The sequence below is a fragment of the Micromonospora sp. NPDC047793 genome (assembly GCF_040642635.1).
Taxonomy (GTDB): domain Bacteria; phylum Actinomycetota; class Actinomycetes; order Mycobacteriales; family Micromonosporaceae; genus Micromonospora.
In genome coordinates this window covers 63,515-87,192 of the sequence record NZ_JBEYSG010000020.1, presented here as the reverse complement: position 1 = coordinate 87,192, position 23,678 = coordinate 63,515, and the positions used below count along the sequence as shown (strand labels likewise).

The window sequence follows — 23,678 nt, the reverse complement described above, 5'->3', positions numbered from 1 at the left end:
ACCCGCCACCCCATCGGAGCACCCGTTTCTGATCTCCACCGAAGCCGGGCAGTTCACTCCACCGTGTACGGGCGAGGACGCCGCCAGTACTGGTCGCCCTGTCGCCGGGTACGCGTGCACCGGCATTACGGTGGAGGACCGGGCAGACCCCCCACACGATCCGAAGAGGGTCCGACGCACTAGCATTGCCGCGGTCCGCAGCGGCTGAAACGAGGCGAGATGCGTTGGCTCCGGCAATTGCTGGGTAGCAGGCGAGTCCAGCTCGATCCAGAGCGGCAGCAGACGCTGCTGCGGGACGTGCGGCACCGGTACGGCGCCGGCTCGCAGGCCCGCTTCCCGGAACAGGTCGAAGCGATCACCCGGACGCTGGACGACGACGACGGCCTGGTGGTGGCGGCCCGGATGGTGAGCGAGGCCGCCAACGAGGCCCACACGCACCTGCAGGCCCAAGCCCACGACGTGTACCGACGCACAGGTCGCAGGCTCCTGGTGCATCGCCGGAACTACCGGCCGCTGTGGAAGGAGGCCGGCCCGGCGCTGCGGTGGCCGTTGTTCACGCTGCCGTGCGGGCTCCACCCGTACGCTCAGGTGGCCGCCGCCGTCGAGGTCGTCGGCAGCCACGCGTCCCGGCTCGACAAGGTGACCGACCCGCTCCCGCTCCTGGCCCACGTGTTCGAGGTACTCGACCTCACCACCGTCGCCATGGAGCACGGCCAGGTACGGGTGGACACCGATGCCGCATCCCTGGCCGACCGACTGATCTCGACCGCTGGTCAGATCCTCGCGGCCATCGACGACCCGCCCCGGCTACCGCCTCCGGTCCGCGAGATGATGCGCCGCAACAACACCCTCGACGTCCACGATCCGGCCGGGCCCCGCACCGTCGGCGGAATCAACCTGGGCGCACGGATGCGCGAGATTCTCCTGGCCTGAACCCCGCGATCACGGGGCATCCCGGAACAGCCGAGGCCGCTACCGACATTTTCGCTGGTTACGGCCCTGATCGCGAAGTGCACCCGAAGGCTCGAACACTGCGTGGCGGTGCCGAACCCGCATCCGGACCACGCCCGCTTCACGGCTGCGGACCTCCTACTCACCAGCGCCACAGACCTGTCGCTGGACGCGGTCATGGCCGCACTGGCCGGGCAGGCGGGCCGCCTCCGCTGAGCGGAGGCATCGAGGAACCAGTCCGCGGCCCGGTTGGTGGTGTCGTTGCGGAAGTTGTAGCGGGTGGTCGCGTTGCCGCCGCACCCGTGCATGATCTGGCGGCGACGTCGAAACGGCGGCTGGTCGCCCAGGCCGCCGCGGGCCTTGCTGCTGAATGGCACCCGGGCAATGAACGGTTCCGCACCGTGTCCGCGACTCGGAATCGTCTCGATCTTGTGGTGGCCATGGGGATTCTCCGTGGTCCGCGGCCGGGCCTTCCCCACCTTGCCAGGGGAGTCGACGATTGGCCGAGCCCATGATGAATGGCGACAAGGAACTGACACCAGTTGCTGCAGAATCCAGCAGACCACCCCAGAAGCCGTCCATATTCATTATCAACAAACGATTACGCCATCTCTATCCATTCTTTACCGAGGAATCGCTGGCGGGCCGCCGACGACCGCGCGCCGACACCGAGGGCACTTCGCAAGGACGACGGGTCGGTGCCGCTCTTGCGAGTCACGCGAGGGATCGACTCTCCTGGCCGGACAAATATCGCTAATTCAGCGCAATCTCCCGGGAAGAGCGACCCCCGGGGTGAACCGCTGGGCACCGCTCGCTCTCGGTCGCGCCCCAGGGTCGCCTCGATCCTCGCGCGGGCGGGTGCTGCCGACCCGGGACGAGCCACGACGAGAAGGTACGGTTCGCCCGAATCGGGCCTTTGGCCTCGTCGAACGGCCTGGTTACCAGCTATTTTCATTTCATTGAAGGCCGTCGAGAGCTGAGGAAGCCTGGTAAGGGCTCATTTCCACCATCGACCTCAGGCCGCTCAACGCCTCGGAGGCAGCGGACTCCCGACGAAAATCGGTCATCACTGTTAACCTATGCCACCGGAGGTCGGCGCAATGGAGGGGGAAATATTTGTGGTCGCAAGCGCGCAAGCACGACTGTTGGGGCCGGTCACGGTTGCGACCACCGATCGGGAGGTCGAACTCGGCCCACCGAGGCAGAAGTCCGTTTTCGCCGTGCTGGCCGCAAACGCCAACCAACGGGTCAACCGGGACGAACTGATCGAGGCCGTGTGGGGCAGCGAGCCTCCGGCGACGGCACGCAACAGCGTCCACACCTACGTGGCCGGCATCCGTGCCCGCCTAGAGCCTGAGCGTCCCCTCCGCGCGCCGTCGGAACTGTTGATCTACAACGGGTCCGGGTACACGCTGCAATTCGCGCCGGAGAACATCGACCAGCAGTACTTCGAGGCCCGTCTGGCAAACGCGGGTCGGTTGCGCCGGATGAACTCCCTGCACTCGGCGATCGGCGAGCTCGATGCGGGCCTGGAATCCTGGCGAGGAACTCCGTACGGCGGCACGGTGGGGCCCTTCGCGGAGGCCGAACGCCTCCGGCTGAGCGAGATGCGGCTGATCGCGCTCGAAGACCGTGCCGAGCTACTCCTGGAAACCCGACAATATTCGCAGGTCATGGTGCACCTGCTAAGTCTGGTACGGCGCCACCCGACGCGGGAACGGCTGCGATACCTGCTGATGTCCTGTTATGTACGGATGGGCCGTCAGCCGGCCGCCCTTCAGGAATACCACGACATACGCGCTGCGCTCGCCGAGGAGGTCGGCGTCGAGCCGGGCGACCGACTTCAGCAACTCTACGAGCAGATCCTGCGCCGCACCGGCGACGGCGCCGACGGCCAGCCGATCGGGCTGCCGGACGACCGTGTCCTGGTCAGGCTGTCGACCGGACCGGCCCCACCGATGACCGGCGGCCAACTCGACGAGCCCGACGGACAGTCCACCACGATGGCACAGCTGGCCCGGACCGTCCCCGGCTTCACCGGCCGGGCAGCAGATCTGCGACAGCTCAATGACGTGGTGTCCGCCGCACACAGCGCGGGGGAAGCCGCGGTCGTCGCGCTCACCGGCCCGCCGGGGGTCGGCAAGACCGCGCTGGCGGTGCAGTTCGCCCACTCCCTCGCCCGGCAGTTCGACGACGGGCAGCTGCACATCGACCTGCGCGGCTTCGCCGAAGAGGGCAGCGGTCCGATGTCCGGAGGAGAGGCTCTCGGGCATCTTCTCGCCGCGCTCGGAGCGCCCTCTCCCGGCGGCGACCTGGAACGGATGAGTGGGTTGTACCGGAGCCTGGTGGCGGGGCGACGGATGCTCATCCTGCTCGACAACGCCCACTCCGCCGAACAGGTGCGGCCACTGTTGCCGGGTGCCACCTCCTCGCTGACCATCGTCACCAGCCGCAACCGCCTGACCGGACTGACCGTCCGCGACGGCGCCCGTCAGCTCGCCCTGGGCCCGCTGGGCGAGAGCGATGCCGTCGAGCTGTTCGGCAACATGCTCGGGCGGCCGGCGACGTTGCAGCGGAACCGATCCGCGGTGCGCAAGGTGGTGCATGCCTGCGGGCGGCTGCCGCTGGCACTGCGGATCGCGGCTGCCCGCATCGCCGGATCGCCAGCACCGGACCGGGCGCTACTCGAACCGGTCGGGACCGAACTACTGGACCGACTGGAGGTCCCCGGGGACGAGCACTCCTCGCTGCGCAACGTCTTCGGTTGGTCCTACCGGGCGTTGGCGCCGGAAGCGGCTGCTATGTTCGTGGCGCTCGGGCGGTCCACCACCCGCACCATCAGTCTCACCACCGCGAGCGCGTTCGCCGGCACCGAGTCTTATCACGCGCGCCACGCCCTAGACGCGCTCATCGATGCAAGCCTGGTCGAGGAGATGGCGACGGACCTCTTCCGGTTGAACCCCCTGATCTTCGCGTATGCACGCGGCTTGGCGACGGCCGGCGACCTGGAATCGGACCCGTGCCGCGCACCTGGATGCGCCACACGGGTCCGGCCGCAGGCTATTCGTGATGAATCGCTCGGAGGACATTCATCTTCGAGGCCCGACGGGCGGGCCACAGGGCGGCGACCACCGCGATGACGATCGCAGCGAGCAGGTAGGAGCCCAGGCGGCCCACGGGAATGCGGAGTGTACTGACCTCGTCGGCCATCGCCCGCTGGAGAGCCCAGCCGACGGCCGTGCCGAGCGCCACCCCGAGGACGGCGCCAAACAGTGCGATCATTATCGATTCGTACCTGATCATGGCGGCGACCTGGGACCGCGCCATCCCGACTGCCCTCAGCAGACCGATCTCCCGGGTCCGCTCGATGACCGAGAGGCCAAGGGTGTTCACAATCCCGAGGGTCGCGATTGCGATCGAGAGAACGAGCAGCACCACCACGACCGTCAGGATCTGATCGATGCCCTGACGGGCGGTCGCCTTGGCATCCTCCCGGTCCTGGAGGTCGACGTTCGGGTACGCCCGCAGCACGTCACGCACCTCAGTGAGCGCTGTCGCGGCCCGAGTGTCGTCGAGGTCCACGAAGGCCTTCTGGATCAGCGTGGTAGGCGCGTGGCTGGTGTAGCCGTCGGGATGGATCACGATCGAGCGGCCCACCACTCGGTTGTCGGAGAAGATCCCGCCGACCCGGAAAGTGGCGGTTTTGCCGTCCGGATACCTACCCGAGACCGTGCTGCCGATCTGCCAGGCCCGCGACTCGGCGAGCGAGCGCTGCACCAGGATGTCGTCGGTTCCCAGCGCCGCGGAGCCCGCCACGATCGTCAGGTTCGCCGGCACCGCCAGGGCCTGCGCGTCGGCGACCACAGCCGCCATCTCCTCCTTACCGACTAACAGCGAGCCGATCTGCAACGGCGTGACGGTGCGGACGCCTGGCACCGCGGCCACCTTGTCGACCACCTCCCGGTTGAACCCGGTCAGCCCACGTGGCTCCATCGTGTAGTCGGCGCCGAACTGTCGGTCGACATCGGCCTCGGCGGAGGCACTCATCGAGGTGGCCAGCACCGTCGCCACCGACACCAGGGCCAGCCCGACCATCAACGCGGAGGCGGTCGCCGCCGAACGGCGAGGGTCCCGGTGGGCGTTCTCTCGACTCAGCCGGCCCACCGCGCCGGTCACCTTCGCGATCGGCCAGCCGAGCAGCCGGATCACCGGGCGGCCCAGGTACGGGCTGAGCATGGCGGCGGCCAGCAGCAGGACCAGCCCGCCGATCACCACCAGGGCGGCGCCGCCGGCGCCGGGGTCCGCCATTCCGCCGGCCAGTGCCGCGCCACCGAACAGCGCCACCACCAGCCCGAGGACCAGCCGGACCAGCCGGGCCCGGCGGGCCTCCGTGACGTCGTCGCGCAGTGCCGCCATCGGCGGAATCCGCGACGCGCGCCGCGCCGGGATGTACGCCGCCGCCACCGTCACGAGCACGCCCACCAGGTAGGACCAGAACACCGTCGTGGACGCGACGACCGGCGTCCGCAACGGCAGCTGGGTGCCCGCGAACTGGGTGAACAGCAAGCGCAGCAGGAACGACACCCCGACGCCGGCAACCAGACCGAGGGTGGAGCCGAGCAGCCCGATACCCAGCCCCTCGACGAGCACGGCCCGGGTCACCTGGGCGCGTCCGCCGCCCAGCGCGCGCAGCAGTGCGAGCTCCCGGGTGCGCTGCGCGATCAGCATGACAAACGTGTTGAAGATGATGAATGAACCCACCACCACCGACACCCCGGCGAAGGCCAGCAGGAAGCGGCTCAGCAGGGCGAAGAGTTGCATGAGTTCGGCCTCGAACTGTTCCGCCTGCTGGTCCGGTGTCGTCGCCTCGTACTGCTCCGACAGCAGCGGCCGCACCTGCTCGATGATCTGCTGCTGGGAGGCGCCCTGGTCAGGTTTGAGGAAGACCGCGGAGTAGCGATCCGGCCCGGTCAACAGTTCGTGGGCGGCAGCTGGCGAATAGCCGATGTACGTCACCACCCGACCGATGTCGTCGTCCTTGAGCGCGAAGATGCCGACGACCTTCATCTTGCGGGTGTCGCGCTGGGCGACCACCGTGAACGAGTCACCGACCTTGACCAGACCTTCGGTCGCGGTCCTGGTTTCCACCACTATCTCGTCCGCCCCGACCGGCTCCCGGCCGCTGAGCAGCGTAAGGGTGACACCTGGCCGCGGCGTGAACGCGCCGCCCAGGTTGGCGTTGACCCCCTCACCGACGATCGAGCCATCGTCGCGCACCAGCGCGGAGTATCCCTCGATCTGCCCGTACACCTCGGCGTCGGTGACCTTCTCGGTGAGGGTGGCGAGCAGGGCGGCCGGGACGGTCGGCGGCGGCGCGCCCTCACCGGAGACCGTCTCCACCCCGCGCACGGTCACCGTCTCCGCCTGGGCCCGCTTCTCGAGGAGCGGCCCGAAGCTCTGGCTCGCCGTGTCCCGGAAGATCATCGTTCCGGCGACGAACGCGACCCCGAGCGTGACGGCGATCGCGGTGAGCAGAAACCTGGCCCGGTGAGCGAGCAGGTTGCGCAGCGCCAGCTTGGCGATCATGACTGGAGCTCCTCGGCCGCCGCCACCCGGGCGTCCAGATTCTTCATCCGTTCCAGGACGGTCGCCGGGGTCGGCTGCCGTAGGCGGTCGACCAGGCGACCGTCGGCGAGGAACACCACGTTGTCCGTGTAGGCGGCGGCGACCGGATCGTGGGTCACCATCACGATCGTCTGTCCGCTGGCGCGAACCGATTCCCGCAGAAAGTTCAGCACCTCGCCGCCGGAGCGGGAATCCAGGTTTCCGGTCGGTTCGTCGGCGAAGATGACGTCCGGCCTGCTGGCCAGGGCACGCGCGCACGCCACCCGCTGCTGCTGGCCGCCGGAGAGCTGACTGGGCCGGTGGTCGAGGCGATTGCGCAGATCGGTGGTCTCGATGACGGTGTCCAGCCACTCCGCGTCGGGCTTCCGGCCTGCGATGCTCATCGGGAGGATAATGTTCTCCAGGGCGGACAGGGTGGGGATCAGGTTGAACGACTGGAAGATGAAGCCGATCCGGTCCCGCCGTAGCCGGGTCAGCTGTTTGTCGTCCATCCCGGTCAGCTCGTCGCCGCCGATGAATACCCGGCCCGCGTCGACCGTGTCCAGCCCGGCCAAGCAGTGCATCAGTGTCGACTTGCCCGAGCCGGACGGCCCCATGATCGCGGTGAATTCTCCGCGTGCCAGGTCGATGGTCACGTCGTCCAACGCGACCACGGCGTTCTCGCCCAGCCCGTACCGTTTGGCCACGCCCTCGGCCCGAACCGCGGCCGTCCCGTCGCTGTGTGCGGGAGGGATCGGCTGCGCCGTTCGCTCCGTGATTCCGGTCATGGGTGCTCTCCGATTCGGCGGATCTGCGGTCATGTCGAGGCCGGCGGACGATCTCATGTTGGCCCACCACGGTGCCTGGCCTCGAGTGGCGAAAGTGCCCGATCCGGTGGCCGGCCTTCGACTTTGGTCGACTGCACCGGCCACGCCGCCGGTCGGTGGTCTGCGGGCATGAGCGGCTTCGGCGCCCCGGCTCCGCGCGACGTGGCGCACGCTCACGCAACCGGCCCGCGGAAGGCGGGAACGGACCAGCACCGACCCCGTGCGCGCTCATGACCCTTCGCTGGCGTTGGCGCGGGGCCCGCAACGTCGTCGTCGACGTCTGCTGCGTCGGCATCGCGTTGATCATCGCGGTCGCCATCGCCGGTGAGGCCGAGGGCACCGGCCAGGTCACCGGTCGGGCCCTGTTCTGGGCGCTGGTGCCGGCTGTCGTCGGGTCGGTCATGCTCTGGTGGCGGCGGCGGTATCCGGTCCGGGTGGCTATCGCGCTCGCCCCACTGGCAATGGTCACCGACATGGTGGCCGGCGCTCTGTTGATCATCGTGTTCACGCTGGCCGAGTACTGCAGGTGGCGGGTCACCGCCGCTTTCACGGTGACCTATATCGCGGCCCAGGTGCCGTACCTGCTGGCCCGGCCGGAGCCGGACCAGTCCCCGCTGGTCATCAGCACGGTCCACGCGTTCCTGCTGACGATGGTCGCCCTCCTGGGCACGCTCGTGCGAGCGAGGCGGGACGCCGTCGCCGCGGTGCGGGACCGGGCGGCACGTGCCAAAGCCCAGGCGGAGCTGCGCACCGAGCAGATCCGCGCTGTCGAGCGGGCCCGCATCGCCCGGGAGATGCACGACGTTCTCGCGCATCGAATCTCGCTGGTGAGCTTGCACGCGGGAGCGCTGGAGATCCGGGCCGACCTCCCTGCGGCGGACGTTTCGAAGTTGGCCGGAACGATCCGGGTCACCGCGCACGAGGCCCTCGACGACCTGCGGGAGATCCTGGGCGTGCTTCGAGGTGGTGGCCTGGCCGTCGACGGCGCACCGATGGGCCTACGCCCGCAACCGGATCTGAACGACCTCGCCGCCCTCGTCGCGGAGTGCCGGGAAGCCGGCGCTCAGGTCACCGTCACCGACGACCGACCGGACCGGGCGATGTCCACATCGGCGAGCCGTACCGCGTACCGGGTGGTGCAGGAAGGGCTGACCAATGCCCGTAAGCACGCGGCGGGCATCGAGGTGCGGGTGCGACTGGCCGGTACGCCGGACGACGAGTTGTACGTGGAGCTGTGCAACCGGCTGGCGGACCGGGCCACCGCCATTCCGGGCGCTGGCGCCGGCCTCGTCGGGCTCGCCGAGCGGGTTGTTCTCGCCGGCGGACGATCCCGGCACGGCGTCCGGCCCGACCAGTCGGGAGCCCTGTTGTTCCGTCTGGAAGTGTGGCTGCCGTGGCAGAAATGATCCGGGTGCTGGTCGTGGACGACGACCCGCTGGTGCGGGTGGGACTGTCGTTGGTACTCAGCGCCAGCGGCGACATGGAGGTGGTCGGCGAGGCCGGTGACGGCAGGCAGGCGCTCGAGGCGGTCAGCAGGTTGGCCCCCGATGTGGTGCTGATGGACATCCGCATGTCCGGCATGGATGGCCTGTCGGCGACCGAGGCGTTGCGGGCATCCGACGCTCACATCGCCGTAGTCGTGATCACTACCTTCGACACCGACGAGCACATCCTGCGGGCACTGCGCGCCGGTGCCAGCGGGTTCCTCCTGAAGGACACTCCCCCTCTGGAGATCATTGACTCGGTACGCCGGGTTGCCGTAGGGGAGTCGATGCTGTCCCCGACGGTCATCAAGCGACTGATCGACCACGTGGTGCGTGCCGATGTCGACACCGGGCGCATCAACGACCGCACGGCGTACGCCCGGGCCGCGCTGGCCCGGCTGAACGAGCGTGAGCGCGAGGTCGCCGAAGCGATCGGCGCCGGCCGGTCGAATGCGGAGATCAGCGCCATGCTCTACATGAGCCTCACCACGGTGAAGGCATACGTGTCGCGCATCCTGGCCAAGCTGGAGTGCACGAACCGGGTTCAGGTCGCGATCTTGGTCTACGAGGCCAGAGGCTGACCCGTTGCGGTGGTCACCGCACGACGGCGGTGCCGCCCCTGCCCCCACGGACGCCGCTCATCTCGGATTGATCAGGTCGGGCCGGGTCCAGCCGTCCAGGTCGTACTCCGACATGCACTGATCGGCGAACCCCTTAAGCGCGTCGGCCTGACCGTTCGCCTGGTACGCCTGCAGCGTCTGGACCCGGATACCCTCGTGGTCACCGCCGTAGTTGCGCTCGTACAGCTCGTGCCGGGCACCGAACTCGGTGCCGATCGCGTCCCAGAGCAACTTGAGCAGCTTCACCCGGTCGATCGCCTGCACTCCACGGGAGCCGCGCAGATAGCGGTCCAGGTACGGCCGGACGTCCGGGTGCTTCCAGTCGTCGGCATGCGAGTTCAGATAGATCAACGCGCTACCCAGGGTCTGCTGGATGATCTCGCGGATGCGCGGATAGCCCACGCCCATGAACGTCCGGTACGCCAAGCCGTAGTTGAGGTTCGGCTGCACCGCACCGCCCACCCACGGCGTGGGTGATTTCGCCATTGCGTCCGAGAGCCCCCAGAACATGTCGCGCCAGTTCAGGATCTCGCCAACCTGTGCCTGCACTCCACGGAACGTGCCGGAGCCGGTCGTCTCCACCGCCTTCAGCACACAGCCGGCGATGAAGTCCAGCTTTACCGCCAGCCGGGCACAGCCGTGGAACGTGAACCGCTCGACGAAGCCGGACTTCGTGGCGAACGCGTTCGCGGACGCCGCATCGTAGGAGAAGACGTTCTCCCACGGCACCAGGACACGGTCGAACACCATGATGGCGTCGTTCTCGTCCATCCGGCTGGACAGCGGATAGTCGAAGGGGGTGCTCAGAGTCGCGGCGGCCAGCTCGTACGAGGTCCGGCACAGCAGCTTGAGCCCCGGCGTATCCATCGGGACCGTGAAGACCAACCCGAAACGCTTGTCCCGCAGCGGCAGCCCGAAGTGCGCGACCAGATTCGCGTTGGTCAACGCCGAGCCCGTCGCCACCACCTTCGCGCCACTGACGATCAGGCCGTTGTCGGTTTCCTCCTCGACGTGCACACAGACGTCAGCAGTGCGGTCCGCCGGCCGGTCCCGGTCCACCGGCGGGTGCGCGATGGCGTGGTTGAAGAAGAGGACCCGCTCCTGCGCCTCGCGATACCAGCGCTGAGCGTTGCCCTTGTAGTCGCCGTACAGGTCCGCGTTCGCCGAGAGGGTCCCGAAGAAGGCCGCCTTGTAGTCCGGGGTCCGGCCCATCCAGCCGTACACCAGCCGTTGCCAACCGACGATGGCCCGCCTCGCCGCGAGCAGATCATCCGACGACCTCGCCGTGGTGAAGAACGGGTGGGTGAAACCGCCGTTGCCGGTGTCGGTCGGCACCCGCAGTACGCCCTCCGCGGTCGGGTCGTGTAGCGCGTCGTACAGCGCGGCGATCGACCGGGCGCTGTTGCGGAAGGCCGGGTGCGTCGTCACGTCCCGGACCCGCTCGCCGTAGACGTAGACCTCACGCCCGTCCCGGACGGACTGCAGGTACTCGTCGCCGGTCATCGGCCGGATGTCGTTTCGGGAGCCGGTGGGTGCGGTGGACGTGATCGTCATCGTGACTCCTCGTCTGGCTACGGGCGAGTTCGTCCCGGGCACACCGGGTTCGTGCCCGGCGAGCTCGGAAAGTACCCCAGCCGACCAGTCCGGACGAGACCGTCAGCGCCCGAGCTTCTCGTAACGGGCCTCGGTCCGCTCCTTCTGCGGCTTCCACCACCACTCGTTCGTCCGGTACCAGTCGATGGTCGCGGACAGTCCGGCGGCGAAGTCCTTGTATTCCGGGAGCCAGCCGAGTTCGGTGCGCAGCTTGGTGCTGTCGTTGGAGTACCTGAGGTCGTGGCCGGGGCGATCGGCAACGTGGTCGTAGGCGTCCAACCGTTGGCCCATCAGGTCCAGTACCAGTTCCAGGATCTCCCGGTTGCTGCGCTCGTCGCCGGAGCCGATCAGGTACGTGTCGCCGATCCGGCCCCGGTCCAGGATGAAGTGCACCGCCCGGTTGTGGTCCTCGACGTGCGTCCACTCCCGCACGTTGACGCCCGCGCCGTACAGCTTCGGCCGGGCGCCGACCAGCACGTTCGTCACCTGTCGTGGGATGAACTTCTCCACGTGCTGGAACGGGCCGTAGTTGTTGGCGCAGTTGGAGAGCGTGGCCCGCACGCCGTAGGACCGGACCCACGCCCGAACCAGCATGTCCGACGAGGCCTTGGTCGCCGAGTACGGGCTCGACGCGTCGTAACGGGTTTCCTCGGTGAACCGGTCGGCCGAATCCAGCGCCAGGTCCCCGAACACCTCGTCGGTCGAGATGTGGTGCAGCCGCGCGCCGTGCCGCCGTACCGCCTCCAGGATCACAAACGTACCCAGCACGTTGGTGCGGACGAACGGCTCCGGATCGTGCAACGAGTTGTCCACGTGCGACTCGGCTGCGAAGTGCACCACGACGTCGGTGTCAGCGATGAGCCGGTCGACGAGCTCGGCGTCACAGATGTCGCCGTGTACGAATCGAACCCGGTCGGAAACCGGGTTCAGGCTGTTGCGATCCCCCGCGTAGGTCAACGCGTCGAGGACCGTCAGCCGGTGGTCCGGGTGGTTCCGGATGGTGTGGTGCACGAAGTTCGCGCCGATAAATCCGGCACCGCCGGTGACCAGCATTCTCGTCATGGCGCGCATGTTAATCAGCCGGACGGCGTCGGCGGGTGGCCGCTGAAGGTTCGTTGTGGCCGGGAACCGGCTCCCCGACAATCGTCGCCGCTCATGCCGATCGTGATCGTCGCGGGACATGCTGCCCCGCGGCGCAGGCCGCCCGGAGGTCGACCCGTGAACCCGACGTTGTCTGCTGTGGCACCCGTAGCGCCCATCGGCGCGGACGCACTACTCGTGCTGCTGTTGCAGCTCGGCCTGCTGATGTCGATGGCGTTCGCGCTGGGTCGGCTCGCCGTCCGGCTCGGCATGCCCGCCCTGGTCGGCGAGTTGAGCGCCGGCATCATCCTCGGTCCGTCACTGTTGGCGCACTTGTCGCCGGACGCCATGGCCTGGCTCCTGCGGCCGGAGGCGGCACAGCTGCACCTGCTCGATGCCGTCGGCCAGGTGGGTGTGCTGCTGCTCGTCGGCCTCACCGGCGCGCACCTCGATCTGAACCTGGTGCGCAGACGTGGCTTGACCGCGGTACGGATCAGCTTCGCCGGCTTCGCCGTGCCGCTCGGGTTCGGTGTGCTCACCGGTCTCGTGCTACCAGGCTGGCTGGTGCCGGAAACCGCCGACCGGAGCACCTTCGTGCTGTTCCTCGGCGTGGCGATGGGCGTCAGCGCGATCCCGGTCATCGCCAAGACGCTGATGGAGATGCGGCTGTTGCACCGCAACGTCGGCCAGCTGACGCTGACCGCGGTCATGATCGACGACATCATCGGCTGGATGATGCTGGCGGTGGTGTCGGCAATGGCCACCACCGGTGTGCGCGCCGGGACGATCCTCGTCTCGCTCGGGGCCGTCGCCTTGGTGGCGGTCACGGCGGTCCTGCTGCGCCCGGCGGTGCGGGTCGCGCTGCGGTTCACCGACCGGACCGATCGGAGCCAGGCCGCCGCGGGCACGACGGTAGCCCTGGTGGCCACGCTGTTCCTGTTGGCTGCCGCCGGCACCCAGGCGTTGCATCTGGAGGCGGTGTTCGGGGCATTCGTCTGCGGGATCATGATCCGCAGCTGCGGCGTGCTGGAGCCGGCGCGAGTGGCTCCGTTGCGCACCACCGTGCTGTCCTTCCTGGCTCCGGTCTTCTTCGCCACCACCGGCCTGCGGATGGACCTTACGCTGCTGGCGGATCCGGCCGTCCTGCTGACCGGGGTGGCCGTTCTGGCGGTGGCCGTCGTCGGCAAGTTCGTGGGCGCCTACGTCGGCGCGCGACTCAGTCGCCTCACGCACTGGGAAGGGCTCGCGATCGGCGCCGGAATGAACGCCCGGGGCGTCATCGAGGTCATCATCGCCATGGTCGGCCTGCGCCTCGGCGTGCTAGGGCCCGAGATGTACACCATCATCGTGCTGGTCGCGGTCGTTACATCGCTGATGGCACCGCCGATCCTGCGAGCGACGATGAACCGGGTCGAGGAGACCGCAGAGGAACAACTACGGGCGGACCTGCACGAGAGCAGCCCGTCGGTCACGCCTGCGGAGGGTCCGGCCGAGCCGCCGGTGGGCGGCGGCCGGGCCGGCTGATCCGCCTTCTTATTGAATTTCTGCTCGGCCCGGGATGCGACAATCCACCGGTCGAGCAGGTTGCCCGCCTCCCGCCGGGTTCCGGTATGACGGCTGCGGCGCGGCGCCCGACCCCACCCCGTGTCGCTGCTCTCGAAGCCCGGCCACCGGGCCGTCGGGGAGGCCTCGCAGGGCAGTCGGGCGCGGCCGTCCCGCCGGCGAGACGGGCCCCCTCCGGCGTCTAGATCTTGTGTAGTCATCATCCAGCACCCGCTGAAACGATCCGCGTTGCTTGGTCCGAACGACAAACTGCGGGGGCGGTAAGTGTGATCAGCAATCGTACGGTCAGACCTGCGACAGCGAACACGGGCTCGACACAGCAGAGCCTGACGGCCGAGGGAAGCCGCAACGACCCGAACGCCAGGGCGATCAACAGCCGGCTGGGGGTCAATGGCAGAGCCGCTACGAAGCGCACGAACCTGACGATTCCTCAGGGTATGCCAATAACGGCATGGCGCAATCTCGGGAAACAAATATTTGTCATTGCCGACTCGTCGGCCTGGTGGCTCGGCGACTGGCTCATCTACGGCCAGTCCGCCTACCCGGACCGCTATCGTCACGCCATCGCCGAGACCTCGCTGGACTACCAGACGCTGCGGAACTACGCGTGGGTCGCCCGTCGGTTCACACCTCACCGACGGCGGGAGCGGCTGAGCTTCCAGCACCATGCGGAGGTCGCCGGCCTCCCCGAACAGGAGCAGGAGGCCATGCTCACCCAGGCAGAGCTCAACGGCTGGTCACGCAATCAGCTGCGCCGCCAGATCCAGCAGCGGCGCGGTGTCGCGAAGACCCAACCCGCCGAGATCGTCCAGTTGCAGATGAACTTGGTCGCTGATCAGAAGCAACGCTGGCAGGCGGCGGCCGAACGAGCCGACACGGATCTGCTCGCCTGGATCGTCGCCAACCTCGACCACGCCGCCACGGTGCAACTCGAGACCGGCTCCGTACGAGCGAACGGCAGCTGAGACCGGAGCGCGGCAGTCGGCGGTCCCGACGTTTCCGTCGGGGCCGCCGACTGCCGCACCGCGACAATTTGCTGGCAATTTCTCGTCAATTGTCGGGGGTCAACCGGTCGTTGCGACAGGCAGCCGGCTTCATGCAGCATCATGGGATGACAGAAATGGTTGTACCGGAAGCGGGGTCAGCGCCCACACCGACCCCCGTCACACTGCGCCCGCCCCGGTACCGGGTCGAGAGGAAGGCGATCCTGCTCTGGACCCTGCACGCGGTCATCGGCGCCTTCTGGGTCCTCGGCGGGCTCGGCCTGACATACCGGCTCTGGGAGGCATCGCGGCCGTGGCTCGGCCCGATCCTCTGGGTCCTCGCCGTCATCTACCTCGTGAACATCACGATCATGCCGTCGTGGCGATACCTGGTGCACCGGTGGGAGGTCACCGACCAGGCCGTGTACGCCCTCAGCGGCTGGCTCACCCGCGAGTGGCGGATCACCCCCATCTCACGCATCCAGAGCATCGACACCACCCGGGGTCCATTGGCCCAGGTGATGGGGCTCGCCACGCTGAAGGTGACCACGGCCGCCAGGCAGGGCAGCATCACCATCGCCGGGGTGGACGCCGAGACGGTCGCCGAGGTGGCCCAGCGGCTGACCGCGATCACCCAGCAGACCCCGGGGGACGCCACGTGAGCGCCGTGTCCCCACCGAGCACCTCGGAGCAGCCTGACGCCGGGCGGACCGACCTCGCGGAAACCGGTCAGGACGAGCTCGACTACACGTCGCACCCGGCAGTCGAGGAAACCCCCTGGCTACGGCTGGACATTCGCGTGGTCTTCGTCGACCTGGCCATGTTCGTCATCTCGTTCCTGCCGACCTTCCTGGTCTGGGTGGTCTTCGACGTCGACTTCGACTCCGGGTCCTTCGGCATCTGGCCCGCCCTGGTGGCCACCTCGATCGGCGTCCTCAACGCGATCGTGGACCTGCTGCGCTGGCTGAAGACGCGGTACCGGGTGACCGACGAACGGATCGAGCAGCGGATCGGGTGGCTGACCAAGAAGTACCGGTCGGTGCCCCGGGACCGCATCCGCAGCGTCGACTTCACGGCCAGGCCACGGCACCGAATCGCTGGACTGCGGGTGGTCGGCGTCTCCTCCGGTGAGGCGAAGCAGGCCTTCAAGCTCGACGCGCTCTCCGTCGAAGCCGCCACCGCGCTGCGGCTGGAACTTCAGCGCCAGTACCGCAGCCGGCCCACCTCGCAGGAAGATCGGGTCCCCGTTGTGCCGACCACCGAGGACGAGCCGAAAGCGGCGGAAGCCGCGCCGGCCGGGGAACCGCGCGAGGAAACGTTGATCGCCAGCGTCAAGTGGTGGTGGTTCTTCTACAACGTCGTCAACATCTGGGCGTTCCTGGTCGCCGCCCTGCTGCTCTGGGGTTTGTTCTGGGTTCTGCAGATCGTGAACATCGACCTGCGCGACGTCGTCGGCCGGATCGTCGACTGGGACGCGGTCGGCCCGGTCTGGTCCGCGGTCATCATCGTCGGTGGCACGTTCGTGATCGGCATGGCCGGGCTGGCCTGGGGCTTCGTCAAGGAGAACTGGAAGCTCCAACTGCTGCGGGCGAAGACCGAGTCCGGCTCGGCCCTGGTCACCAGGACCGGCCTGTTCGACACCCGCGAGGTCTATCGTGACGACTCCCGCCTGCGCGGCATCCACCTGAGCGAACCACTGTTCTGGCGGTGGATGAAGCTGACCGAAACCCAGGTCATCTCGACCGGCCTGTCGGCATGGTCCGGCGGCGAGTCCGGCGCCACGATCCTTCCCCGGGTGCCGCTGCGCGAGGCTAAGCGGGTCGCCGCCCTGGTGCTCAACGACGACGTACAACCGCTGGAAGCTCCGTTACGACGGCATCCCGACTCCGGGCTGGTCCGCCGGCTCTGGTGGGCGGTCACCGGTCCTGGACTCCTGGCCGTGTTCACCTTCTGGCTCGGCCGGACGGGTGCGCTGCCGGACTGGGTGTGGGAGATCTTCGCCTGGCTGGTGCCGGTGTCGATCGTGCTGGCTGTCGTCGCCCAGCGCACCCTGGGCCACACGCTGGCGGGCGACTACCTGGTGATGCGCGCCGGTTGGAACCGTCGGACGACCAACGCGTTGCACCGCAGGGCGGTCATCGGCTTCATGATGGGCGAGACGCTCGTCCAGCGGGCCCTCGGCCTACGGACGATCGAGGTCTCGACGGCGGCCGGCGAGAAGGCTTACCAGGTGCGCGACATCGGCACGGCACAGGCTGTGGCGTTCCTGCACGAGGCCCTGCCGCACGTGGTCGACGATTTTCTCGAATTCGCTCACCAGCCATCAAGAGACAAACGGGGAAAGTGATCTGACTCCGCCGAACTATTGCGCGACGCCACTCGTTTGGGGAACATCCACTCCCGACGACACCTAGGTCACCGAGATGGTGGATTTGAGAGTGGAAATGCACGAAACCAGGCTCGCGGATGGTTTTCAGGTCAGCGCGATCGGTCTCGGTTGCAGCTCGATGTCCCATGGTTACGGCACGGCGGAGCGTGACGACGAAGAGTCGGCCAGGGTCATCCATCGGGCGGTCGAACTGGGCATCAATCTCTTCGACACCGCCGACGCATACGGCCCGTTCACCAACGAACGGCTGGTCGGCCGGACGTTGCGTCGATATGGCGAGTCGGTGCACATCGCCACCAAGTGTGGCCTGGTCACCGGACCGGACGGCAAGTTCAGCCGCAACGGCAGGCCGGAGTACCTGCGCAAGGCATGTGAGGCATCCCTGCAGCGGCTACAGGTCGAGGTGATCGACCTGTACCAGCTGCACCGGGTCGACCCGGTCGTTCCGCTCGCGGAGACCTGGGGCGCGCTTGCCGACCTGGTCATCGAGGGGAAGGTTCGGAGCCTGGGCATCTCCCACGCCACCTGCGAGGAACTGGATCAGGTCCACGCGCTCTTTCCGATCACGGCCGTTCAGTACGAACTCTCGGTGTGGGCGCCCAGCAGCCGTGAGGACATCCTCCCGTGGTGCCAAAAGCACAACGTGGGCTTCCTCGCGTTCGCCCCGCTCGGACGCGGCTACCTGTCCGGACGGGTGGATCCGAGCGCGCTGGTGCCCGAGGACTCGCGGCTGCGTGATCCCCGGTTCAAGGCGGACGCGGTACGCACCAACCAGCAGATCGTCGACGGCATCCGGCGGATCGGCGCCCGGTTCGGCTACACGCCGGCCCAGGTGGCGATCGCATGGACGCTGGCGCAGGGCAACGGGATCGTGCCGATCCCGGGCACCCGCCACCGCCGCTGGCTGGAGGAGAACGTCGCCGCGCTCGACCTGCAGCTCACCCCCGAGGCGCTGCACGAGATCGATCTGTTGCCGAGCCCCGCCGGCGAGATGAGCTGGGACTACAGCCGGCACAACGGCACCCGAGCCGACATCAGCGGGGCGTCCTGACCTGTACGCAACGCCTGCGGCCGTCCCGCCAGCGGGACGGCGACCCACCCTGGAGCTGACCGTGATCTTCCCGTACACCATGTCTCGACGGATCGTGCTGAACCCGGCGACCGCTGCGGACCGGGCGAACTTCTACCAGCACGTGCTGCGGACCGGGCTCGGCTCGTCCCGCCAGTCCGGGCGGGCCACCAACGCCGACTCCCGCCCACACGCCACGTTCCTCGTGGCCCTGCGCAGCAGCGGCGAGGTTCTCGGGTTCAGCGCGCTGCACGCTCTCGACCCGGCCGGACACATCAGGCTGGGGGTATACCTCGACACCAGGCGCGCTCGCCTCGGAATCGGGTCGGAGGCGGTCAATCTCTCCATCAATTACGCTTTCGCGACCCTCGACATCGATAAGATCATCGTGCAGACCACCCAGGTCAGCTTCGCATCTTTCGGCGTGCGCCCCGGCAACAACTCGGAGCGGGCAGTCCTGCCCGAACACGTCTATTTCCGGGGCCGGTTGTGGGATCTGCACAGCTTCGAGATCCTGCGGCAGGAATGGATCGAGGAAGCCAATCTCGATGGCGTCCTGCTGACCCGTCACTGACCCGCACGAATATTGAGAGGAGCGGCCGTGGAAGGCCAACGGAAGCCACCATTGATCGCAGTGCTCGGCGCCTCCGGGCTACTCGGTACCGCCGTCTCTCGTACCCTCGCGCGTCGTCCGGTGCGGCTACGGCTCGTCGGCCGCCGGCCCACCGCACTGCCGGCCGGCGCTCGGGCCGAGACCGAGGTGCGCGCGCTCGACCTCACCGACGAGGGTGCGGTCGCCGCTGCGATCGCCGGCGCCGACGTGGTGGTGCACCTAGTGGCGCACATGACCGGATCAGGCACCTGGCGCTCCGCGGCCACCGATCCACAGGCCGAACGGGTCAATCTCGGCCTGGTGCACGACATCGTGGCCGCGATCCGGGCACAACGGCCGGCCCGGCCACCCGTGGTCGTCTTCGCCGGATCCATGTCCCAGGTTGGCAAGCCGCCGTCGCACCGGATCGACGGCTCCGAGCGGGACGAGCCGATCACCGCCTACGACCGGCAGAAGACCGCCGGTGAACGGCTGATCGAGTCGGTCACCGCGGACGGGCTGCTGCGCGGCACCACCCTCCGCCTGGCCACCCTGTACAGCCAGGGCGCCGATCCGACCGGCCTGGACCGCGGCGTGGTGGCGACCATGACCCGCAAGGCCTTCGCCGGTGAGCCGCTGACCATGTGGCACGACGGCAGCGTCACCCGCGACCTGCTCTGCGTGGACGACGCCGCCGCCGCGTTCGTCACTGCGATCGACCGCATCGAGGAGCTGGTTGGCCGGCACTGGCTGGTCGGGACCGGGCAGGCGACCAGCATCGGTGACCTGTTCTCGACGATCGCCAAGGTGGTGGCGACGACAACCGGCCAGCCTGAAGTGCCCGTGGTCACCGTGCCGCCGGCCACCCACTCGATGCCGACGGACATGCTCGACTTCGTTCTGGACCCGGCTCGATTCCAGGGGGCGAGCGGTTGGGCGCCGCAGGTGGCACTGCAGGACGGCTTGGAGAACCTCGCCCGCGCGCTGGCCCATGAGAGCGCTCCGGCGCGGACGTCCTGAGCTGCGGGGAGTGACGCGATGCGGGTGCTGTTCGCCCTGAACCCGGAAAAGACCATCTTCCAGTACATGGTGACCACCGCCTGGGCGCTGCGGACCGCCGGGCACGAGGTGCACGTGGCCAGCCAGCCCTGGTTCGCCGACACCATCACCCAGGCCGGTCTCACCGCGGTGCCGGTCGGCGGCAACCGCGACCCGTGGCGAATCACCGCACACCGCCCAGATCTGCTGGCCCAGATGCGCGTCGGCCACTTCAAGCCGTACGACGCATTCGATGATCCGACCAAGGCGACCTGGGAGTACCTGCGGCCAGGCATCGCCCGCGCGGCGGCCGGATTCCACCGGGTGGCGAACTTTCCGATCATCGCCGAGTTGGTGGAGTATGCCCGCCACTGGCGGCCGGACCTGGTGGTCTGGGACGCTCTGTCCTATGCTGGCTCGATAGCGGCCCAGTCCTGTGGCGCCGCGCACGCCCGGCTGCTGTTCGGCGTCGATGTCTACGGCGGAGTCCGGCAGCTCTATCGTCAGCTGAACGCCGCCCAGCCGGAAGATGAGCGGGCGGATCCCATCGCGGACTGGTTCGCTGGCTACGGCCGCCGGTACGGGTTCGACTTCACCGAGGATCTCTTCACCGGCCACTTCACCATCGACCAGCTCCCTCGCAGTCTGCAGGTCGAGGCCGACCTGGAGTACGTGCGCACCAGATACGTCCCGTACGGGGGTCCGGCGGTGGTCCCCCGCTGGCTGTTTCGTCCGCCGGAGCGGCCACGGATCGGACTGACCATGGGCGTCAGCGCGACCGAGATCTTCCGCGGCTACGCGATCTCGATGGCCGACGTGTTGGCCGCCCTGGCCGACCTCGACGTCGAGGTGGTGGCCACCGTGGCAGCCGATCAGCAGGCCGGCCTCGGCGCCCTTTCGGCCAACGTCCGGCTCGTCTCATACGTTCCGTGGCACGCCCTGGTGCCGAGTTGCTCGGTGGTCGTCAACCACGCCGGTGCGGCGACCCTGGCCACCACCGCTCTGTACCCGGTGCCTCAGCTGGCACTGCACCATCACGCCGACCAGCCGATCCTCGGTCGGCTGCTCGCCGAGCAGGGCGCCGGGCTGGAGCTTCCGACCACCTTGGCGACCGGTGAGAGCGTGCGCGCCGCCGTGCTGCGCCTGCTCGGTGAGCCGACGTTCGGCCTGCGGGCAGCCGCGCTGACCGCCGAGATCGAGGCCCTGCCGACGCCGAACGAGATCGTGCCGAGGCTGGAGGAGCTGACGGTGAAACACCGCGCCGGCACCGTGACGGCGGGAGGTTAGCCGTGCGCGTCCTGTTCACCTGTAATCCGGACCGGAGCATGTTCCAGTCGATGGTGCCGTTGGCGTGGGCGCTGCGAACCGCCGGCCACGAGGTCCGGGTCGCCAGCCAGCCGGCCTTCGCCGACGTCATCACCCAGGCGGGCCTGACCGCCGTGCCCGTCGGCGCCGACCGCAATCTGTTCCGTGCGTTGAAGGGGGTCGGGGTCACCGCCGAGATGCTGGAGGAAACCAGGGTCGGGCTGCCCGCACCGTACGACACGGCCGTCGAGCAGCCCCGGTCCGAAGACTTCATCCGGATGCGAGAGTCGTACGACTATCGGGTCAGGCACTGGCATCGGGTAGACAACTTCCCGATGATCGCTGGGCTGGTCGCTTTCGCCCTGGACTGGCGCCCTGACCTGGTGCTCTGGGAGCCACTGACCTACGCGGGAGCGATCGCCGCGTCGGCCTGCGGTGCCGCCCATGCGCGCCTGTTGTGGAGCATCGACGTCTTCGCGGTGGCGCGGGAACGGTATCTGCGGTTGGCCGCCGGGCGGGGCCCGGATCCGCTGGCGGCGTGGCTCGGCGGGTACGCCCGCAGGTACGGCGACGAGTTCACCGAGGAGATGGCGCACGGGCACTTCAGCATCGACCAACTGCCGCCCGCCCTGAGCATGCGCGCCGACCTGCCGTACTTGTCGATGCGCTACACCCCGTACGGCGGCGCTGCGGTGGTGCCCGGCTGGCTCGCGGCGCCACCGACCCGGCCGCGGGTGGCGCTCACCCTCGGCATCACCGCCACCGCGCAGTTCGCCGGATACGCCGCGAGCATCCAGGACATCCTCGACGCGCTCGCCGACCTCGACATCGAGGTGGTGGCCACCGTCGCTGAGTCCGAACAGAGCCGGCTCCGCGCGGTCCCGGCCAACACCCGGGTGGTTTCCTACGTCCCGCTGCACGCACTCGTCCCCACCTGCGTGGCGGTCATCAACCACGCTGGTCCCGGGACATTTCTGACTACGGCGCGGCACGGGGTGCCGCAGCTGACCGTGCCGTGGGACTTCGACGAGCCGGAGCTGGCCCGCCGCGCGGCCGTGCAGGGCGGCAGCCTCACCGTGCGCGCCGACCGGGCCACCGGCGCGGCCGTCCGGGAACAGCTGCTGCGCCTAGTGCACGAGCCCGCCTTCCCCGCCCGAGCTCGGGACCTGGCCACCGAGATCGAGTCCATGCCGACACCGAACCAGCTGGTACCGGTGCTGACCGAACTCACCGCAACCTACCGCGCCACGGCGTGAGGGCACGCGGACCGCAAGGACGAGAGGAGCACCATGCGGATCCTGTTCACCACGTACCCGGACAAGCCCATTTTCCAGCCGATGGTGCCGCTGGCGTGGGCGCTGCGCACCGCCGGGCACGAGGTCCGGGTCGCCAGCCAGCCCGAGTTCACCGACCACATCACCCAGGCCGGGCTGACCGCGGTGCCGGTCGGCCGTAACCGGCATACCTGGCGGATGGCCGAACTGGACACCGAGGTGACCGAGGAGGAGCGTCCGGGGCTGCCCGAGCCGTTCCGGGCGGCGGTCACCGATCCGGCCGAGCTCGACTTCGCCGCCTTGCGCGACGGGTACGAACACCACATCCAGCTCTGGTACAAGCTCGACAACTTCCCGATGATCTCCGGCCTGCTGGACTACGCGGTCGGCTGGCAGCCGGACCTGGTGCTGTGGGAGCCGAACACGTACGCGGGGGCGATCGCGGCGAAGGCGTGCGGAGCGGCGCACGGCCGGGTGCTCTGGAGCATCGACGTCTTCGGCGTGGCGCGGGAACGTTATCTGCGGTTGAACGAGGCTCAGCCGGACGGCGAGCGCCACGATCCGATGGCGCAGTGGCTCGGCCCGTACGCCCGACGTCACGGCGACGGGTTCACCGAGGACCTGGTCACCGGCCAGTTCACCATCGACCAGCTGCCGCCGTCGCTGAGCATGCGCGCCGACCTGCACTACCTGCCGATGCGCTACATCCCCTACAACGGCCGGGCGGCCCTGCCCGCGTGGCTGCGGAAGCGGCCGGACCTTCCTCGGGTGGCGCTCACCCTCGGCGTTACGGCCACCGACCGCTTCGCCGGCTACGCCGCCGACGTGGGGGCCATCCTGGCGTCCCTGGCCGACCTGGACATCGAGGTCGTGGCCACCATCGCCGAGGCACATCACGACCGGCTGGGCGCAGTCCCGGACAATGTCCGGCTGATTCCCTTCGCGCCGCTGCACGACCTCGCCGCGACCTGCTCGGTCGTCATCAATCACGCCGGGCCGGGCACGTTCCTGACCACCGCGGCGAACGCGGTTCCCCAGCTGACCGTGCCGTGGGACTTCGACGAGCCGGAGCTGGCCCGCCGCGCCGCCGCGCAGGGCGGAAGCCTCACCGTCCCGGCGAACCTGGCCACCGGCGAGGCCGTCCGCGGGCAGTTGCAACGGCTGCTGTCCGAGGAGGTCTTCGCCGACCGTGCGTGCGCCTTGCGCGCCGAGATGAAGGCGATGCCGAGCCCGAACGAGTTGGTGGGGCAGCTGGAGGAGCTGACCGCGAAGCACCGCACCGCAGGCACCTGACCACGAGTACGAG

At 68.7% G+C, this 23,678-nt stretch carries 19 protein-coding genes; 15 read left to right on the top strand and 4 right to left on the bottom strand.

The genetic code is table 11. The features are described 5' to 3' along the window. The first annotated feature begins 219 nt into the window (after positions 1 to 219). From ABZ738_RS28340 to ABZ738_RS28330, 3 genes are all read left to right on the top strand, one after another. Positions 220 to 933: a hypothetical protein gene (locus ABZ738_RS28340; protein WP_131050968.1), complete on the top strand. Its 714-nt coding sequence runs from the start codon at positions 220 to 222 to the stop codon at positions 931 to 933. A gap of 108 nt (positions 934 to 1,041) precedes the next feature. Next, positions 1,042 to 1,167 (top strand): hypothetical protein, encoded by a 126-nt coding sequence (locus ABZ738_RS28335; RefSeq protein ID WP_255446584.1) that lies wholly within the window; start codon positions 1,042 to 1,044, stop codon positions 1,165 to 1,167. A gap of 863 nt (positions 1,168 to 2,030) precedes the next feature. Continuing rightward, complete coding sequence (locus ABZ738_RS28330; protein ID WP_131050966.1) at positions 2,031 to 4,091, top strand: BTAD domain-containing putative transcriptional regulator; 2,061 nt, start codon at positions 2,031 to 2,033, stop codon at positions 4,089 to 4,091. On the opposite strand, the gene ABZ738_RS28325 is transcribed toward ABZ738_RS28330, so the two are convergent. Further along, positions 4,012 to 6,537, bottom strand: a complete 2,526-nt coding sequence (locus tag ABZ738_RS28325) for an FtsX-like permease family protein (RefSeq protein ID WP_236145514.1) — start codon at positions 6,535 to 6,537, stop codon at positions 4,012 to 4,014. The two genes, ABZ738_RS28330 and ABZ738_RS28325, sit on opposite strands and share 80 nt — an antisense overlap. Next, positions 6,534 to 7,343 carry an ABC transporter ATP-binding protein gene (locus tag ABZ738_RS28320; protein WP_131050964.1) on the bottom strand — a complete coding sequence of 270 codons (810 nt, stop codon included), beginning with the start codon at positions 7,341 to 7,343 and terminating at the stop codon, positions 6,534 to 6,536. The genes ABZ738_RS28325 and ABZ738_RS28320 overlap by 4 nt, the downstream gene beginning before the upstream one ends. A gap of 269 nt (positions 7,344 to 7,612) precedes the next feature. On the opposite strand from ABZ738_RS28320, the gene ABZ738_RS28315 reads away from it, so the two are divergent. Further along, positions 7,613 to 8,788: a histidine kinase gene (locus ABZ738_RS28315; RefSeq protein ID WP_131050962.1), complete on the top strand. Its 1,176-nt coding sequence runs from the start codon at positions 7,613 to 7,615 to the stop codon at positions 8,786 to 8,788. Then, positions 8,785 to 9,447, top strand: coding sequence for a response regulator transcription factor (locus ABZ738_RS28310; protein WP_131050961.1), 663 nt, complete (start codon positions 8,785 to 8,787; stop codon positions 9,445 to 9,447). The genes ABZ738_RS28315 and ABZ738_RS28310 overlap by 4 nt, the downstream gene beginning before the upstream one ends. A gap of 57 nt (positions 9,448 to 9,504) precedes the next feature. Here the strand turns inward: ABZ738_RS28310 and ABZ738_RS28305 are convergent, their stop codons facing one another. Together ABZ738_RS28305 and rfbB are read right to left on the bottom strand one after the other, a co-directional pair. Next, positions 9,505 to 11,040, bottom strand: coding sequence for a 4-hydroxyphenylacetate 3-hydroxylase N-terminal domain-containing protein (locus ABZ738_RS28305; protein ID WP_131050959.1), 1,536 nt, complete (start codon positions 11,038 to 11,040; stop codon positions 9,505 to 9,507). Between the two features lie 102 nt (positions 11,041 to 11,142). Next, positions 11,143 to 12,132 carry a dTDP-glucose 4,6-dehydratase gene (gene rfbB / locus ABZ738_RS28300; protein WP_131050997.1) on the bottom strand — a complete coding sequence of 330 codons (990 nt, stop codon included), beginning with the start codon at positions 12,130 to 12,132 and terminating at the stop codon, positions 11,143 to 11,145. Positions 12,133 to 12,297: 165 nt separating this feature from the next. Here rfbB and ABZ738_RS28295 point away from each other — a divergent pair, with 165 nt between their 5' ends. The 10 genes from ABZ738_RS28295 to ABZ738_RS28250 all read left to right on the top strand — a co-directional run bounded on the left by ABZ738_RS28295 (position 12,298) and on the right by ABZ738_RS28250 (position 23,665). Beyond that, positions 12,298 to 13,683 carry a cation:proton antiporter gene (locus ABZ738_RS28295; RefSeq protein WP_357218135.1) on the top strand — a complete coding sequence of 462 codons (1,386 nt, stop codon included), beginning with the start codon at positions 12,298 to 12,300 and terminating at the stop codon, positions 13,681 to 13,683. Between the two features lie 305 nt (positions 13,684 to 13,988). Continuing rightward, positions 13,989 to 14,687 carry an LmbU family transcriptional regulator gene (locus tag ABZ738_RS28290; RefSeq protein ID WP_236145513.1) on the top strand — a complete coding sequence of 233 codons (699 nt, stop codon included), beginning with the start codon at positions 13,989 to 13,991 and terminating at the stop codon, positions 14,685 to 14,687. A 146-nt stretch (positions 14,688 to 14,833) separates the two neighbouring features. Continuing rightward, the gene (locus ABZ738_RS28285; protein ID WP_201272248.1) at positions 14,834 to 15,367 is read left to right on the top strand and encodes a PH domain-containing protein; all 534 of its coding nucleotides are present in this window, start codon (positions 14,834 to 14,836) and stop codon (positions 15,365 to 15,367) included. Further along, positions 15,364 to 17,052: a PH domain-containing protein gene (locus tag ABZ738_RS28280; protein ID WP_357218129.1), complete on the top strand. Its 1,689-nt coding sequence runs from the start codon at positions 15,364 to 15,366 to the stop codon at positions 17,050 to 17,052. The genes ABZ738_RS28285 and ABZ738_RS28280 overlap by 4 nt, the downstream gene beginning before the upstream one ends. 76 nt (positions 17,053 to 17,128) lie before the next feature. Further along, positions 17,129 to 18,145, top strand: a complete 1,017-nt coding sequence (locus tag ABZ738_RS28275; protein ID WP_343232736.1) for an aldo/keto reductase — start codon at positions 17,129 to 17,131, stop codon at positions 18,143 to 18,145. A gap of 94 nt (positions 18,146 to 18,239) precedes the next feature. Continuing rightward, positions 18,240 to 18,737, top strand: coding sequence for a GNAT family protein (locus tag ABZ738_RS28270; protein ID WP_161594867.1), 498 nt, complete (start codon positions 18,240 to 18,242; stop codon positions 18,735 to 18,737). Between the two features lie 27 nt (positions 18,738 to 18,764). After that, complete coding sequence (locus tag ABZ738_RS28265; protein WP_343232735.1) at positions 18,765 to 19,775, top strand: NAD-dependent epimerase/dehydratase; 1,011 nt, start codon at positions 18,765 to 18,767, stop codon at positions 19,773 to 19,775. An 18-nt stretch (positions 19,776 to 19,793) separates the two neighbouring features. Then, entirely contained in the window at positions 19,794 to 21,080 is a 1,287-nt protein-coding gene (locus ABZ738_RS28260; RefSeq protein ID WP_131050951.1) for an activator-dependent family glycosyltransferase, read from the top strand. 2 nt (positions 21,081 to 21,082) lie between these two features. Beyond that, positions 21,083 to 22,354, top strand: a complete 1,272-nt coding sequence (locus tag ABZ738_RS28255; protein ID WP_131050950.1) for an activator-dependent family glycosyltransferase — start codon at positions 21,083 to 21,085, stop codon at positions 22,352 to 22,354. A gap of 33 nt (positions 22,355 to 22,387) precedes the next feature. Further along, entirely contained in the window at positions 22,388 to 23,665 is a 1,278-nt protein-coding gene (locus tag ABZ738_RS28250) for an activator-dependent family glycosyltransferase (RefSeq protein ID WP_357218123.1), read from the top strand. Positions 23,666 to 23,678 lie beyond the last annotated feature (13 nt).